We start from the raw sequence: 14,853 nt of genomic DNA, 5'->3' as shown, positions 1-14,853 counted from the left end.
AGGGCTGACGGAAACGGCCTCCGCCGATCAACGGTTGCTGCCGGTGTCCCGCACCGGCGGATTGGGAATGAACGTGGGCGGTGTGGCCGGCACCGAGCGCTGGAGCTGGCCATTGCCGATGCCACGGTTTTCAAGGGTAGGCGGACGCGGCACCGGAACGGTGTTCGGCCCTTGCAGGGCTGGCGCGCTGGGCTGGGTGCCCTGCATGCTGTTGGGATTGGCCCGGCGGATCGGGCTGTTGTAGGGGTTGTTGCTGTTGCCGGTCGGGCTTTGGGCCAGCAACGGCATGGCAGGCGGCGCAGTGACGTCGGCCTGCGCCAGGCCGCCACTGAGGATCAGGGCGGCGATGCCTGACAGATAACGGTTCATGATCGACCTCGGGGCGCGTGGACTGAAGCGTTCGAGTCCACGCTACGCCGAGGGTTCGGATTTGTTAACCCGTGAGGGACGGGCAACCTGTAACAGGGCGTGATTGCCGTTGAGGGTGGTGTCGGGTTCGTGTCGAACACAACATCAGTGAACGACCCGGAACCTGTGGGAGCGGGCTTGCCCGCGATGGCGTCCGCAAGAACGCCACCGAACTCAGATCAGAATGAAGATCGCCAGCAGACCGCCGAAGATCGCCCATTTTTCCATGTAATAGCGCGCACGGTTGCGCTTCTTCAGTTCCTTGCCGCGCAGGCGCACCTTGTAGATCTTGGTGAACAGGCGGTTGATCCCGCCGGTGCGGTCGCCCGCGTCGTTCGGCGCGCCGGCCGCCGACATCACGGTGCGGCTGAACCAGCTGTTGAACGCCGCCGCCCAACGGTACTTCATCGGACGCTCGATATCGCAGAACAGGATGATGCGGTTCTGGTCGGTGGTGTTTTCGGCGTAGTGGATGTAGGTCTCGTCGAACATCACCGCTTCGCCGTCGCGCCAGTGGTAGTTCTCGCCGTCGACGTTGATGTAGCAGCCGGCGTCGTTCGGCGTTTCCAGGCCCAGGTGATAGCGGTACGAGCCGGCGTACGGGTCGCGGTGGCGCACCAGTTTGGAGCCCGGCGGCAGTTCGGCGAACATCGCCGCCTTGATCGAACCGATGCTCTGCACCAGCTCTGTGGTGCGCGGGCACAGTTTCATGGCCGACGGGTGGCTGTCGCCGTACCACTTCAGGTAGAAACGCTTCCAGCCGGTCTTGAAGAACGAGTTGAAACCGACGTCGTCGTATTGGTTCGAGCGCTTGATCTCACCGGCGCGCAGAAGGTTCTGACCTTCTTCGCGGATTTCTTCCCAGTGGGCCTGCAACGGGCTCAGGTCCGGAAAGTCCGCCGGATTGAGGTAAGGCTTGTTGGGCATCTTGGAGAACAGATAAAGGAAGCAATTGACCGGCGCCAGAAACGTGGAGTGGTCGCTCAACTGACGACCGAGCTTGTGGCGCACGCGACCGCGCAGGTGCACGTATGCAATGGAAATGACATATACAGCGGCAATGATGAGTTTCACGGAAATCGTCACACGTCAGAAGTGAACAAACTGCGCGCCCCGAAGGCGTCGGCCAGCGGCCTGCGGCAGTGGTCTGAAAACAAAACAGCGTCCCGATGGCGCATCCTTGAGCCCATGCCGCACCGGGCATTGGGTGAATGGATGGCATTTTAGCCACAGTTTGTAACCAATAGTGAACCTTCATCTGTGAAAAACTGTCCCGCTAAGGCGCCGATCGCGCGAACAAGGCGTGATCGCCCTATCGCTCGCACGGCCAGACCAGTACAATCGCCGCCAAACTTTACAGGCCCCTGGGCTGATGACGGGACGCACCCCGCTTCGGCGTGCTTCGACTCGGGCCCAGCGCACCCGCCGCCTCCTCGCTTTTCAGATTGCCTCGCAGGAAAAACCTTTGATTTCTACAGCTAACATCACGATGCAGTTCGGCGCCAAGCCGCTGTTCGAAAACGTTTCGGTCAAGTTCAACAACGGCAACCGCTATGGCCTGATCGGCGCCAACGGTTGCGGCAAGTCGACCTTCATGAAGATCCTCGGCAGCGACCTCGAACCGTCCGCCGGCCAGGTGATGCTCGAACCGAACGTGCGCCTGGGCAAACTGCGCCAGGATCAGTTCGCCTACGAAGAATTCACCGTGATCGACACCGTGATCATGGGCCACGAAGAGCTGTGGAAGGTCAAGGCCGAGCGCGACCGCATCTACTCGCTGCCGGAAATGACCGAAGAAGACGGCATGGCCGTGGCCGAGCTGGAGACCGAGTTCGCCGAGATGGACGGCTACACCGCCGAATCCCGCGCCGGCGAGCTGCTGCTGGGCCTGGGCATTCCGCTGGAGCAGCATTTCGGCCCGATGACCGAAGTCGCCCCGGGCTGGAAGCTGCGGGTGCTGCTGGCCCAGGCGCTGTTCTCCGATCCGGAAGTGCTGCTGCTCGACGAGCCGACCAACCACCTGGACATCAACACCATCCGCTGGCTGGAAAACATTCTCACGGCGCGTAACAGCACCATGATCATCATTTCCCACGACCGGCACTTCCTGAACAGCGTCTGCACCCACATGGCCGACCTGGACTACGGCGAACTGCGCCTGTTCCCGGGCAACTACGACGAGTACATGACCGCGGCGACCCAGTCCCGCGAGCAGCTGCTGGCCGACAACGCCAAGAAGAAAGCCCAGATCGCCGAACTGCAGACGTTCGTCAGCCGCTTCTCGGCCAACGCCTCGAAAGCCAAGCAGGCCACCTCCCGCGCCAAGCAGATCGACAAGATCCAACTGGCCGAGGTCAAGCCGTCGAGCCGCGTGAGCCCGTTCATCCGTTTCGACCAGAACAAGAAGCTGCACCGTCAGGCCGTGACCATCGAGCGCATGTCCAAAGGCTTCGACGACAAGGTCCTGTTCAAGAACTTCAGCTTCACCGTCGAAGCCGGCGAGCGCGTGGCGATCATCGGTCCGAACGGCATCGGCAAGACCACCCTGCTGCGCACCCTGATGGGCGAGCTGACCCCGGACGCAGGTTCGGTGAAGTGGACCGAAAGCGCGGAGCTGGGCTACTACGCCCAGGACCATGCCCACGACTTCGAAGACGACGTCACCCTGTTCGACTGGATGGGCCAGTGGACCCAGGGCGAGCAGATGATCCGCGGCACCCTGGGCCGGATGCTGTTCTCCAACGACGAGATCCTCAAGTCGGTGAAGGTCATTTCCGGTGGTGAGCAAGGCCGCATGCTGTTCGGCAAGCTGACCCTGCAGAAGCCGAACGTGCTGGTGATGGACGAACCGACCAACCACCTGGACATGGAATCGATCGAGGCGCTCAACCTGGCGCTGGAGAACTACCCCGGCACGCTGATCTTCGTCAGCCACGACCGTGAGTTCGTGTCGTCCCTGGCCACCCGCATCATCGAACTGAGCCCGAACGGCGTGACCGACTTCAGCGGCACCTACGATGATTACCTGCGTAGCCAGGGTGTGGTGTTCTAAGGGCTGCTGTCAGCCTTAAGCCGCAAGCTGCATGTGATAAGCCCTGTCCTGGTGACAGGGCTTTTTGCATTCTGCGGCCTTGGGATTTTCCTCAGGGGGGCAGTTGTCTGGATCATGCCCTGCGGTGCCCGGACTGTCGCCATCGCTGGCAAGCCAGCTCCCACAGGGATTCCGGTCGCCCACAAGTTCCCGGTAAACCCAAATACCTGTAGGAGCTTGCCTGCAAGCGATGAGGCCGGCACTGCCGACATCGAGGGCAACTGGACTGCCGCCATCGCCAGCAAGCCAGCTCCCACAGGGATTCCGGTCGCCCACAAGTTCCCGGTAAACCCAAATACCTGTAGGAGCTTGCCTGCAAGCGATGAGGCCCGCACTGCCAACATCTATGGAACTTGGACTGCCGCCATCGCCAGCAGGCTGGCTCCTACAGTGGATCCCGGTCGTCCGCAAGATCCCGGTACACCCCAAAAACCTGTGGGAGCTGGCTTGCCAGCGATGAGGCCCGCACTGTCGACCTCTTTCGGCCAGTCATATCGTTAGCCTGCTTCCTTTTACCCCGCACAAAAGCCATGATGCCGTATCTCCCACCGCCGCCCGCGAACGAGTCCCCATGTCTGCGCAGCAACCGCCGTCGCAAAGCTCCCTGTCGATCACCCTGCAGATCGTTTCCATCGTCTTCTACACCTTCATCGCCTTCCTCTGCATCGGCCTGCCGATTGCGGTGTTGCCGGGCTACGTCCACGAGCAGCTCGGCTTCAGCGCGGTGATCGCGGGGCTGACCATCGGCTCGCAGTACCTGGCCACCCTGCTCAGCCGGCCGATGGCCGGGCGCATGTCGGACAGCGTCGGCACCAAGCGGGCGATCGTGTACGGCTTGTCGGGGATTGTCCTGAGCGGCGCGCTGACCTTGGTCTCCACGTTGCTGCAGAGCGTTCCGCTGCTGAGCCTGGTGATCCTGATCACCGCCCGCCTGCTGCTCGGCATCGCCCAAGGGCTGATCGGCGTGGGCACCATCAGTTGGTGCATGGGCCAGGTCGGCGCCGAGCACACGGCCCGTTCGATCTCCTGGAACGGCATCGCCTCCTACGGCGCCATCGCCATCGGCGCGCCGCTGGGGGTGGTGATGGTGGCCGATTACGGCTTCGCCAGCCTCGGCATCGCCCTGTCGGCGCTGGCGGCGGGGGCGCTGCTGCTGATCCGCAACAAGCCGTCGGTGCCGGTGGTGCGCGGCGAACGCCTGCCGTTCCGGGCCGTGTTCGGCCGGATCGCCCCCTACGGCGCCAGCCTGTGCCTGGCGTCCATCGGCTACGGCACGCTGACCACGTTCATCACGCTGTATTACCTCAACCGTGGCTGGACGGGCGCGGCCTACTGCCTGACGGTGTTCGGCGTCTGCTTCATTCTGTCGCGTCTGGTGTTCATCTCGGCCATCAACCGTTTCGGCGGTTTTACCTCGGCCATTGCCTGCATGATCATCGAGACCCTGGGCCTGGTGCTGCTGTGGCTGGCGCCTTCCACGCTCACGGCGCTGATCGGTGCAGGGCTGACCGGGCTCGGCCTGTCGCTGGTGTACCCGGCGCTCGGCGTCGAGGCCATCAAACAAGTGCCAGGCTCCAGCCGCGGCGCGGGCCTGGGCGCGTATGCGGTGTTTTTCGACCTGGCGCTGGCGATCGCCGGGCCGTTGATGGGCGCGGTGGCGCTGAACCTGGGGTATTCGTGGATTTTCTTCTGCGCGGCGGTGCTGTCGGTGGGCGGACTGGGGTTGACGCTGATGCTCAAACGACGTGCGGCCTGATCTTGCCCTTGTGGGAGCCAGCCTGCTGGCGAAACGGTCAACCAGGCGCTGAATGACAGATGGCTATCGCCAGCAGGCTGGCTCCCACAGGGGACATCGGGGTTTCATTGGTCTGCGGTCTCCCACAGTGGATATCGGGGGTTCATTGGTCTGCGGTCTGCATCCCCGCCCGGCTGGGCCGGCCCAGCACCCGGGAGAAGAACCGCCCGGCCTCGGAGATCAGGTTGCGGTGGATGTCTTCGCGGTCCACACCGTCGGCGTCGGTGCACAGGGCGGGCATGGCGACGATCTGCTCTTCGTTGCACGGCGCCATGAACACGAAATGCCCGGCCCCGGCCAGCAGCTTGAAGTCCGGCGCGGTCGGCAGCTTGCGCGCCAGGGCGGCGGCGTTCTTGTCGAAGGCCACCAGTTTGTCGCCGTCGCCGCTGTACATCAGCACCGGCACATGCACGTCGGCCAGCGTCTGGCGGCCGAACTTGAGGCTCAGCGGCGCCATCAGCAGCAAGGCATGCACCCGTGGATCGGCCACCGGCTGGAGGTCGTCGCGGTCGACGATCAGCTCGCCCTGGGTGTTGCAGGCGTCGCGGTCGTCCGGGCGCTCCTGGCAATAGCGGCGCAGGCGATCCAGGTCCGGCGTGGCGCCCGAAAGGATCAGCGCCGTCTCGCCGCCGGCCGAATAGCCGATCACCCCGACCTGCTCGGCGTTGACGAACGGCGCGAGCATGCGGTCGCCGAGGGTGGCGGAGATGGCTTCGGAAATCTGGATCGGCCGGCCGTACAGGTTGCTCAAGGTACCGAGGCGGCTGTGGTCCTTGGAGTTGTCGCCGGGGTGGATCACCGCCACCACCACGAACCCCTTGCGCGCCAGCGACGTGGCGAGGTCATGCAGCGCCAGCGGCGTGCCGGTGTTGCCGTGGGACAGCATCAGCATCGGGAAGCGGCCGATGGCGACCTTGACGTCTTCGCCGGCCTCGACCGTGTAGCCCTCAAGCTTGCTGGTGTGCTCTCGGTCGCTGGACGGGTAGAACGCGATGGCGCGCATCGGCTGCAGGTCCAGGGGGTCGAGGAAGGTCATCTCGTGGAAGCCGACGCTCCAGCGAGGATGCTGCCCAGGCGCCGCGTGCACTGAGTTCAGGCTGCCGAGCAGGCAAATCAGTAACGTTGCACAAAGACGCATCATGGGATGCCCCACCCTGTGTTACTCAATCGAAAGATCCGTTGCGGTCCGATGCGCGAAACACCGTGGTTTTGGCGTTCCTGCGCGTCGCTGCACTCAGACGTCGAACGTTTGACTGCATAACCCGGGCCAGATTATGTAACAGTCAGAAACAAAAAACTCCGTATTCGGCCCTTGCAGAACCAGAATACAGAGTTTTTTGAGGTTTACCTGAACAGACGCTGTTCTTTACGCAAGCCTTACGCGGCGGCGAACAGTTGCTCGCTGATCTGCGTGTGAGCGGCGTTCATGGCGTTGTTGCGCACTTCCTCACCGTAGGCCAGGCCTTCGGCACGGACGATTTCGATGTCGGTGATGCCGAGGAAGCCCAGCACCAGCTTCAGGTACTCTTCGTGGGCGATGCCGCTGGCCTGGCCGGCGTGCAGACCGCCGGCGGTGGACACGATCACCACTTTCTTGCCGCCGCACAGGCCTTCGGGACCGGCTTCGGTGTAGCGGAAGGTCTGGCCGGCCACGGCGACGCGGTCGATCCACGCCTTGAGCTGGGTCGGAATGGTGAAGTTGTACATCGGCGCAGCGATCACGATGGCGTCCGCGGCTTTGAATTCGGCCAGGGTGGTGGCGCTGAGTTCGGCTTCGTGCTGCTGGGCGGCGTCACGCAGTTCGGCGGTGGTGCCGGCGGCCACCAGGGTGGTCGACGAGAAGTGGCTGATGGCGTCGGCGGCCAAGTCGCGGTAGGTCACCACGGCGCTTGGCTCGGCGGCTTGCCAGGCTTGCACGACTTCCTTGCTCAGCTGACGGGATGCAGAGTTGTCGCCCAGAATGCTCGAATCGATGTGCAGCAGTTTCATGTGGAATCTCCTGGAAAGAATCGCCGATGGCGACGGAATGGAGACAATCCTACAGACGAAACCAATAGCTGATTAGACGGTAACAATGCGATAGTTTGTCCCACTGATAGAACAGTCGGATTTCACCATGCAAGACCTCAACGATCTCTACTATTTCGCCAAGGTGGTCGAGGCCGGCGGATTCGCCGCCGCCGGCCGCCTGCTCGGCATTCCCAAGTCGCGCCTGTCGCGGCGGATCGCCGAGCTGGAAGAGCGCCTCGGCGCCCGGCTGCTGCAGCGCACCACCCGCCAACTGAAGCTCACCGCCGTCGGCGAACGCTACCTGCGCCACTGCCAGGCCATGCTGCTGGAGGCGGAAATGGCGGACGAAGCCGTCGCCAGCATGTCCAGCGAGCCCCGGGGCCGGCTGCGGGTGTCCTGCCCGACGGGGCTGGCCCATGAAATGCTGCCGATGGTCATCAGCGATTTCCTGGGCAAGTTCCCCCAAGTGCAGCTGGAAGTGATCCTGCTCAACCGCCGGGTCGACCTGATCACCGAAGGCGTCGACGTCGCCCTGCGCGTGCGCGAGCACGGCGACGAAGACCCGATGCTGGTCACCCGCCGTTTGCGTCAGGCGCAGATGGTCGTGGTGGCGAGCCCTTCCTTTATAGAGGGCGTCGAGATCCGGCATCCCCAGGACCTGAGAAACCTGCCGGTGCTCGGCGCCCTGGAACCTGACCGGATGGTGCATGTGCGCCTGCTCGACGAACACGGCAAGAGCTGCGACCTGGCGCTGGAGGCCCGCCTCGGCATCGACGACTTCATCGTGCGCAAGGCTTGCGTGCTGGCCGGGCAAGGCTTCACCCTGCTGCCGATGATGTATTGCGAAGCGGAGCTGAACAACGGCACGCTGGTGCAGTTGCTGCCGGGCTGGTCATTGCCCGGCGGCTGGCTGCAAGCGGTGTATCCGCACCGGCGCGGGGTGATGCCGGCGGTGCGCGCGTGGATCGACCACCTGGTCGAATCGTTCAATGCCTGCGGAGAGCGCCTGTTATGAAACAAGGAAAGATGAGCGAAACGGACGTCGCCGCGTTCTGCCTGACGTTGCCCGGTGTGCGGGAGGATTACAAATGGGGTGGCGTGCGGGTGTTTTCGGTGGCCGGCAACAAGATGTTCGCCTTGCAGGGGCTGCGCGGTGAGTCGCTCGCTTTCAAGGTCGACAAGGATCTGTTCCTCGGCCACTGCGACCGCCCGGGCATCGGCCCGGCGCCGTACCTGGCGCGGGCGCAGTGGATCATCATGCACCCGCCCTACCCGCTGGGCGCCGAGGAACTGCAAGGGTTGCTGCAGCGCTCGCACCAGTTGGTGGTGGGCAAGCTGCCCAAGCGTACGCAGGTCGGGTTGTTGCTTTGATCGGTTGGCGCTTTGGGGCGAGCCCATCGCCAGCAGGCTGGCTCCCACAGGGTTCTGCAGTGACCGCAGACTCTGCGTTCAACAGCCATCCCTTGTGGGAGCCAGCCTGCTGGCGATAGCGGCGACCCATCCAGCCTCGCCGGACCAGGCCGACCGCCGAGCCAAAGGCCAACCACCGCTCAAAACACCGCTGACAGCGCCGCCCCGTAGAACAGCCGGTCGATCCAGAACATCTGGTGCAGCCCCACGATCATCCAGAACACGATCTGGAACGACGCCTTGCGCGTCTTGTGGCGGAACACCTGCTGCGCGATCAGCGCGCCCGGCCAGCCGCCGGCCAGCTCCACCGCGTGCAGGATGTTCTCCGGCGTGCGCCAGGCCTCGTTGCGGGCCTTGCGCTTGTCGCCCCAGTACAGGAAGAACGCCACCGCGCTGACGACGCCGTAGGCCGCCAGCGGGATCAACGAGATCCCGTGCAGCCACATCGACAGCGAGCCGTACAGCGGCAGCGCGCACACGGCCAGGAACACCGCCAGTTTGACCTTCAGGTGCTGGACACCGCCCCCGCGGCGGGCGCGGGGATCGCTCATGGCTTGGCCGCCGACCAGTCCACCCAGCCGAACTGCCAGGTCGCCAGGATCACCAGGCCGAACACGATCCGGTACCAGGCGAACGCCGCGTAGCTGTGGCTGCCGATGAACTTGAGCAGCCCGCGCACGGCGATCATGGCGAAGATGAACGCGGTGACGAAGCCGATGGCGAACACCGGAAAGTCCGCCGGCACGAACAGGTCGCGGTACTTGTAGCCCGAATACACCGCCGCACCGACCATGGTCGGCATGGCCAGGAAGAACGAGAACTCGGTGGCGGTCTTGCGCGACAGGCCGAACAGCAGGCCGCCGATGATGGTCGAGCCGGAACGCGAGGTGCCGGGGATCATCGCCAGGCACTGGGCGAAGCCGATCTTCAGCGCGTCCGTCCAGGTGATGTCATCGACCGTTTCGGCGTGCACTTCATGCTGCCGGCGCTCGGCCCACAGCATGACGAAGCCGCCCAGCACCAGCGCAGTGGCCACGGTGATGGGGTTGAACAGGTAATGGTGGATCAGGTCGGCGAAGACCACCCCCAGCACCACGGCGGGCAGGAAGGCGATCAGCAGGTTGGCGGTGAAGCGCCGCGCCCCCGGCTGGGTCGGCAGCCCGACGACCACGTCGAAGATCTTGCGACGAAATTCCCAGACCACCGCCAGGATGGCGCCGAGCTGGATGATGATGTTGAACGCCATGGCCCGTTCGCCGCCGAAGTCGAGCAAGTCGGCGACAATGATCTGGTGTCCGGTACTGGAAATGGGCAAAAACTCCGTCAGCCCTTCTACAACTCCTAGAATCAATGCCTGCAAGGCGGTCCAAAGATCCATCGATCCCCCAAAGAGCGATGCCCGGCGGCATGCCCCGATAATATTTTTTCAATCGTTCACTGCGAGAAGCGTAGCCGCTGCGGTGCGGTGCGCACACGCACAGGATCCACATCAAAGGGTCAAAATTCCGTGAAGAATCAATCGCCATTCAGGTTTTTCCGTGCGGGGCCGAAATCCTAACAGACAAGCCGAAATAACGCTGTGCGTTATACGACTTGGGTCGCGTAGGCGCCCGTCCCGAAACGTGGTTGGATGCTGGCGGCGTTTTATGACAAGAACAAGAAACCGGAGTGACAGCGTTATGAACAGCTTGCGCAGTGTGTCGATCAGCCGACGCTTGTGGCTCATCTTGATTGTGGCGGTGGTCATGCTGCTGACCCTGGGCGTGTTGATGCTCAAGCAGGTGCACGACGGCCTGTACCACGCCAAGGCGCAGAAGACCCAGCACGTGGTGCAGACCGCGGCTGGCCTGCTGACCTACTACCAGGGCCTGGAAGCGGCCGGAACCCTGACCCGCGACGCCGCGCAGAAGCAGGCGCTGACCGCCATCCGCGGCCTGCGCTACGACCAGAACGACTACTTCTGGATCAACGACCTCACCCCTGTGATGGTCATGCACCCCACCAACCCCAAGCTTGAAGGCCAGAACCTTTCGGCGATCCGCGACCCGGACGGCTTTGCGGTGTTCAACGAGATGGTCGCCATCGCCAAGTCCAAGGGCGCCGGCATGGTCGACTACCGCTGGCCGAAACCCGGCGCCAGCGAGCCCGTAGCCAAGACCTCCTACGTCAAGCTGTTCGAGCCGTGGGGCTGGGTGATCGGCTCCGGCGTGTACATCGACGACGTGCAGGCCGAATTCCAGGGCCAGGTGCTGAAGGCTTCGGCGGTCGGCCTGGTGATCGCATTGATCATGGCCGTGCTGGTGATTCTGATCGCCCGCAGCATCGTGCGGCCGTTGCAGGAAAGCGTCAGCGCCATGGCCAACATCGCCAGCGGCGAAAGCGACCTGACTCGCAGCCTCGACACCCACGGCCAGGACGAAGTCACCCAATTGGCCCATCACTTCAATGCCTTCACCGCCAAGCTGCGCCGGGTGATCGGTGACTTGCAGGCCTCCGCCAGCGCCTTGGGGCAATCGTCCAGCGAACTGGGCAACGATGCCGCCCAGGCCCAGGAGCGCAGCCAGCAGCAGTCGCAGCAGATGGAACTGGTGGCCACGGCCGTCAACGAAGTCACCTATGGCGTGCAGGACGTGGCCAAGAACGCCGAACACGCCGCCAGCGAAGTGCGCGACGCCGAGGCTCAGGCCCAGCAGGGCCAGATCAATATCGACGGCAGCCTGCAGCAGATCGACAGGCTGTCCGGCACCATCGACCAGGCCGTCGAGGTGATCCGCACCCTGGCTGCCGAAAGCACGCAGATCGGCAGCGTGCTGGAAGTGATCCGCTCGATCGCCGAGCAGACCAACCTGCTGGCGCTCAACGCCGCCATCGAAGCGGCCCGGGCCGGCGAACAGGGCCGCGGGTTTGCCGTGGTGGCCGATGAGGTGCGCCTGCTGGCGCAACGCACGCAGAAGTCCACGGCGGAGATCCAGGCCATGATCGAACGCCTGCAGAACCATTCCGAGGCGGCGGTCAAAGTCATCGGCGAGAGCAGCACGGCCTCGCAGTTGACCATCGAACAGGCCGGACTTGCTGGTGCGAGCCTGAACGCCATCGGCCAGGCGCTGCGCAACCTCAACGGCCTGAACGCCTCGATCGCCAGCGCCACGCTGCAACAGGCCCACGTGGTCGAGGACATCAACCAGAACGTCACCCAGGCGGCCGGGCTGTCCCACAGCACGGCGCTGGCGGCCGAACAGTCCAGCGCCGCCAGCGTGCGCCTGGGCCAGCTGAGCGAACAGCTGAACGGGCTGCTACGCCAGTTCCGGGTCTGACCATCGGCCAAGGCACTGCCCGGCGGTGCCTTGGCTGACGCCATCGCCAGCAGGCTGGCTCCCACAGGATTTGCGGCGACCTGCCGTTTGCGCGAACACCACCGAACCCTGTAGGACCTTGCCCTGCAAGCGATAGCGGTGTGTCAGGCAATGAAGATGCCGGCTGGCCCGGCCTCATCGCTGGCAAGCCAGCTCCCACAGGATTTGCGCAGGCCTGCCGTTTGCGCGAAGAACGCCGCCATCGCCAACAAACCGGTGCCCACAAGCAGGCTCGCGCCCGGGGCTTTTTTGGGTACAATCCGGCCCCTCTTCCGCTCCCTTCAAGGATTGTGCATGTCCGGGCTTGAACTGTTTGCCGCCGCCCTCGGTGTGATCGCCGTCTGGCTGACGGTCAAACAGAATCCGTGGTGCTGGCCGATCGGGCTGGTCATGGTGCTGCTGTACAGCTGGATCTTCTTCGAGGTGAAGCTGTATTCGGACATGTTGCTGCAAGTGGTCTACGCCGCCCTGCAGCTCTACGGCTGGTGGCAGTGGACGCGCGCCGGGACGATGCACGACGGGCGCCAGGTCAGTCGGCTTGCCCCGTCCTCGATCGTGCAGGGCCTGGGCTTCGGCGCCGTCGGCAGCCTGCTGCTGGGTGCTGCGATGGCCCATTGGACCGACGCCGCACAACCCTGGCTCGATGCCGCGCTGACCGGCTTCAGCCTGGTGGCGCAGTTCTGGATGGCCCACAAGCGCCTGCAATGCTGGGCGTTGTGGATCGTGCTGGATGTGGTCTTCGTCGCCCTCTTCCTCTACAAGGCGCTGTACCTCACCGCCGCGCTGTACGCCCTGTTCACCCTGATCGCGGTGCTGGGCTGGCGTGAATGGCGGGCCGACCCGGCGTTGCGCCACGCATGAAGACCGTCGTCCTCACAGGTCCCGAATCCACCGGCAAAAGCTGGCTGGCGGCCAGCCTCCAGGCACGCTTCGGCGGCGTGCGGGTGGACGAGTACGTGCGCACCTTCATCGAGGAAAAGGCCCGGGACACGTGCCTGGCCGACATCCCCGAGATCGCCCGCGGCCAATTGCACCGCGAAGACCAGGCGCGGGCACAGCGGCCGCCTCTGCTGATCCTCGACACCCACCTGCTGAGCAACATGCTCTGGAGCCAGACCCTGTTCGGCGACTGCCCGGCGTGGCTGGAGGAGCAATTGCTGGCCCGCCGCTACGACCTGCACCTGCTGCTGTCCCCGGAACAGATCGAATGGACCGACGACGGCCAGCGCTGCCAGCCGCAACTGATCGAACGGCAGGCGTTCTTCAACGCCACGCAAGCCTGGCTGGAACGCCACGGTCAGCCGCTGCGGATCATCCGCGGCGACTGGGACGAACGGCGCCGCGAGGCCTTCGCGGCGGTCGAGGCCCTGCTGGCCGGCTGACCCGTTCGCCGGGGCCTCTGCCCCGCCCTTTTCCCCTGCTTTGGGGCAAAAGTGTCCATTCCTGAAACACGTCCCCCGCTGCAAAGTGCCCGTCTTGGCGCGCTTCATCGCTTTGTCATGCCTTGTGTTACAGCGGTGAAACAGCACCGCGCAAACCCTTGTTCCAGAGCTTTGCATCGGCTTTGGCCCACTTGCGGGCCCGGTGCCTGTTTCAGCGCTGAAACAGCTTTTGTATCAGCCTTGCGCAACGCGGAACCAACCCATTGAAATCCATGGAGTTTTAAAAACCGGCACAGCTTTCGCTCTCTCCCTCACAACGCTGACCTGGGCTCGGCCCACTGAAGAAGGAACAGCCACCGTGGGGAAAATCAAAAAAGGCCTGACCTGCCTCCTGGTGATCGGATCCGCCGCCAGTGCACTCATCAGTTTCAACGTTCAGGCCGGCGGCAACGGCGTGATCGTCCTCAACCGCGATGTCCAGCCTACACCCATCGGCCGCAGCGCCGGCAAAGATCCGTACCCGACCACCGTCAACGCCAACCCTTCGGCGCGGATCAACCAGACCATCGACAACACCGAACTCAACGACGGCGACTTCGCCAGCGTCGCCAGCGGCTCGTCGATCCGCGGCAACATGGCGACCCCCAACGGCAGCCTGCCGGGCCTCAACACCCTGACCAACCCCAACGGCATGCCCGGCATGAGCGCCGGCCACGGCGGCGGCGCCGGCGGCACGATCTCCAACACGGTCAACCGTGCCATGAGCACCGGCCTGGCGCCGCTGACCCGCATGGCCGGAGGCCAATGACATGAATCGTTCCCTGCTCCTGCTCGCCCTGATCGGCTGCGCCAGCGCCATGGCCGATCCCAGCTCTGTGAACAACGCGAACATTCAAGATTCAGGCATGCAGTACCGCGGCAACTTCAACGTCAACCAGGCCGCTGGCGACCAGATGCAGCAGACCAACGCCAAAGCGGTCGCCATCGGCACCAACGCCCATGCGACCACCAGCGTGATCCAGAAGATCGACACTCCGGCCGACCGCTCGACGAACGCCAGCGCCACCATCGGCGGCGCCTCCTTCAGCAACGGCAGCGGGATCCTGGGCGTGAACCAGGGCGCCGGCGCCAACAACCAGATGGCCAACGTGACGCGCGTCAGCATCAGTGCTGCCCCGCAGAGCGTTGACGACAGCGCCCTGTCGCAACAGAACGTGGCGCTTTTACCGAACTCAGGAGCAACTGGCACCTCACCCGGCAGTCGCCAGGTCACGACGAGTGATCAGGCCTTCACCGGCAGCCGAGGAGTGATCCAGGTGAACCAGAGTGCCGGGGTGGGGAACCGTATGGCTAACACCCTGAGCATCCGGGTCGCTGACTGACCCAAACAGGCAGTGCAATTAG

15 protein-coding genes are annotated in these 14,853 nt (G+C 64.1%); 9 read left to right on the top strand and 6 right to left on the bottom strand.

From position 1 onward, the window contains the following. Positions 1–27: 27 nt before the first annotated feature. Together CAG29_RS15105 and lpxO are read right to left on the bottom strand one after the other, a co-directional pair. Entirely contained in the window at positions 28–369 is a 342-nt protein-coding gene (locus CAG29_RS15105) for a hypothetical protein (protein WP_085694697.1), read from the bottom strand. Between the two features lie 213 nt (positions 370–582). After that, positions 583–1,482: a lipid A hydroxylase LpxO gene (gene lpxO / locus CAG29_RS15100; protein WP_085586930.1), complete on the bottom strand. Its 900-nt coding sequence runs from the start codon at positions 1,480–1,482 to the stop codon at positions 583–585. 391 nt (positions 1,483–1,873) lie between these two features. Here lpxO and CAG29_RS15095 point away from each other — a divergent pair, with 391 nt between their 5' ends. Beyond that, entirely contained in the window at positions 1,874–3,460 is a 1,587-nt protein-coding gene (locus CAG29_RS15095) for an ABC-F family ATPase (RefSeq protein ID WP_085586929.1), read from the top strand. Between the two features lie 610 nt (positions 3,461–4,070). Beyond that, on the top strand, positions 4,071–5,255 hold the full coding sequence (locus CAG29_RS15090; protein ID WP_085641203.1) for an MFS transporter: 1,185 nt from the start codon (positions 4,071–4,073) through the stop codon (positions 5,253–5,255). A 142-nt stretch (positions 5,256–5,397) separates the two neighbouring features. Here the strand turns inward: CAG29_RS15090 and CAG29_RS15085 are convergent, their stop codons facing one another. Next, a complete protein-coding gene (locus CAG29_RS15085; protein ID WP_085586927.1) occupies positions 5,398–6,435 on the bottom strand; it encodes a dienelactone hydrolase in 1,038 nt (345 codons plus the stop codon). 236 nt (positions 6,436–6,671) lie between these two features. Then, complete coding sequence (locus CAG29_RS15080) at positions 6,672–7,283, bottom strand: FMN-dependent NADH-azoreductase (RefSeq protein WP_085633810.1); 612 nt, start codon at positions 7,281–7,283, stop codon at positions 6,672–6,674. Positions 7,284–7,410: 127 nt separating this feature from the next. On the opposite strand from CAG29_RS15080, the gene CAG29_RS15075 reads away from it, so the two are divergent. Both CAG29_RS15075 and CAG29_RS15070 read left to right on the top strand, forming a co-directional pair. Further along, on the top strand, positions 7,411–8,319 hold the full coding sequence (locus CAG29_RS15075) for a LysR substrate-binding domain-containing protein (RefSeq protein WP_085586925.1): 909 nt from the start codon (positions 7,411–7,413) through the stop codon (positions 8,317–8,319). Next, positions 8,316–8,675, top strand: coding sequence for an MmcQ/YjbR family DNA-binding protein (locus CAG29_RS15070; protein WP_085586924.1), 360 nt, complete (start codon positions 8,316–8,318; stop codon positions 8,673–8,675). The genes CAG29_RS15075 and CAG29_RS15070 overlap by 4 nt, the downstream gene beginning before the upstream one ends. A 179-nt stretch (positions 8,676–8,854) precedes the next feature. Here the strand turns inward: CAG29_RS15070 and CAG29_RS15065 are convergent, their stop codons facing one another. Beyond that, positions 8,855–9,265, bottom strand: a complete 411-nt coding sequence (locus CAG29_RS15065) for a DUF1294 domain-containing protein (protein ID WP_085586923.1) — start codon at positions 9,263–9,265, stop codon at positions 8,855–8,857. Next, positions 9,262–10,092, bottom strand: coding sequence for an undecaprenyl-diphosphate phosphatase (locus CAG29_RS15060; RefSeq protein ID WP_085586922.1), 831 nt, complete (start codon positions 10,090–10,092; stop codon positions 9,262–9,264). The genes CAG29_RS15065 and CAG29_RS15060 overlap by 4 nt, the downstream gene beginning before the upstream one ends. A gap of 301 nt (positions 10,093–10,393) precedes the next feature. Here CAG29_RS15060 and CAG29_RS15055 point away from each other — a divergent pair, with 301 nt between their 5' ends. From CAG29_RS15055 to CAG29_RS15035, 5 genes are all read left to right on the top strand, one after another. Further along, positions 10,394–12,028, top strand: a complete 1,635-nt coding sequence (locus CAG29_RS15055; protein WP_085641199.1) for a methyl-accepting chemotaxis protein — start codon at positions 10,394–10,396, stop codon at positions 12,026–12,028. Positions 12,029–12,361: 333 nt separating this feature from the next. Further along, the gene (gene pnuC / locus CAG29_RS15050; protein ID WP_085633804.1) at positions 12,362–12,928 is read left to right on the top strand and encodes a nicotinamide riboside transporter PnuC; all 567 of its coding nucleotides are present in this window, start codon (positions 12,362–12,364) and stop codon (positions 12,926–12,928) included. Further along, on the top strand, positions 12,925–13,449 hold the full coding sequence (locus tag CAG29_RS15045; RefSeq protein ID WP_085586919.1) for an AAA family ATPase: 525 nt from the start codon (positions 12,925–12,927) through the stop codon (positions 13,447–13,449). The genes pnuC and CAG29_RS15045 overlap by 4 nt, the downstream gene beginning before the upstream one ends. 358 nt (positions 13,450–13,807) lie before the next feature. Beyond that, positions 13,808–14,257, top strand: coding sequence for a hypothetical protein (locus CAG29_RS15040; protein ID WP_085586918.1), 450 nt, complete (start codon positions 13,808–13,810; stop codon positions 14,255–14,257). A gap of 1 nt (position 14,258) precedes the next feature. Beyond that, positions 14,259–14,831 (top strand): adhesin, encoded by a 573-nt coding sequence (locus CAG29_RS15035; RefSeq protein WP_085586917.1) that lies wholly within the window; start codon positions 14,259–14,261, stop codon positions 14,829–14,831. The last annotated feature ends 22 nt before the right edge of the window (positions 14,832–14,853 follow it).

The sequence above is a fragment of the Pseudomonas sp. B7(2017) genome, assembly GCF_002112745.1.
In the GTDB taxonomy this organism is placed as follows: Bacteria; Pseudomonadota; Gammaproteobacteria; order Pseudomonadales; family Pseudomonadaceae; genus Aquipseudomonas; species Aquipseudomonas ekonensis.
The sequence above is the reverse complement of the archived record's forward strand: the minus strand, read 5'-3'. Positions and strand labels throughout refer to the sequence as shown.

Coding starts and splice junctions, on each gene's coding strand:
- CAG29_RS15105 (WP_085694697.1), bottom strand. CDS start 369: ATGAACCGTTATCTGTCAGGCATCGCCGCCCTGATCCTCAGTGGCGGC.
- CAG29_RS15065 (WP_085586923.1), bottom strand. CDS start 9,265: ATGAGCGATCCCCGCGCCCGCCGCGGGGGCGGTGTCCAGCACCTGAAG.
- CAG29_RS15085 (WP_085586927.1), bottom strand. CDS start 6,435: ATGATGCGTCTTTGTGCAACGTTACTGATTTGCCTGCTCGGCAGCCTG.
- CAG29_RS15075 (WP_085586925.1), top strand. CDS start 7,411: ATGCAAGACCTCAACGATCTCTACTATTTCGCCAAGGTGGTCGAGGCC.
- CAG29_RS15055 (WP_085641199.1), top strand. CDS start 10,394: ATGAACAGCTTGCGCAGTGTGTCGATCAGCCGACGCTTGTGGCTCATC.
- pnuC (WP_085633804.1), top strand. CDS start 12,362: ATGTCCGGGCTTGAACTGTTTGCCGCCGCCCTCGGTGTGATCGCCGTC.
- CAG29_RS15035 (WP_085586917.1), top strand. CDS start 14,259: ATGAATCGTTCCCTGCTCCTGCTCGCCCTGATCGGCTGCGCCAGCGCC.
- CAG29_RS15045 (WP_085586919.1), top strand. CDS start 12,925: ATGAAGACCGTCGTCCTCACAGGTCCCGAATCCACCGGCAAAAGCTGG.
- CAG29_RS15060 (WP_085586922.1), bottom strand. CDS start 10,092: ATGGATCTTTGGACCGCCTTGCAGGCATTGATTCTAGGAGTTGTAGAA.
- CAG29_RS15080 (WP_085633810.1), bottom strand. CDS start 7,283: ATGAAACTGCTGCACATCGATTCGAGCATTCTGGGCGACAACTCTGCA.
- CAG29_RS15070 (WP_085586924.1), top strand. CDS start 8,316: ATGAAACAAGGAAAGATGAGCGAAACGGACGTCGCCGCGTTCTGCCTG.
- CAG29_RS15090 (WP_085641203.1), top strand. CDS start 4,071: ATGTCTGCGCAGCAACCGCCGTCGCAAAGCTCCCTGTCGATCACCCTG.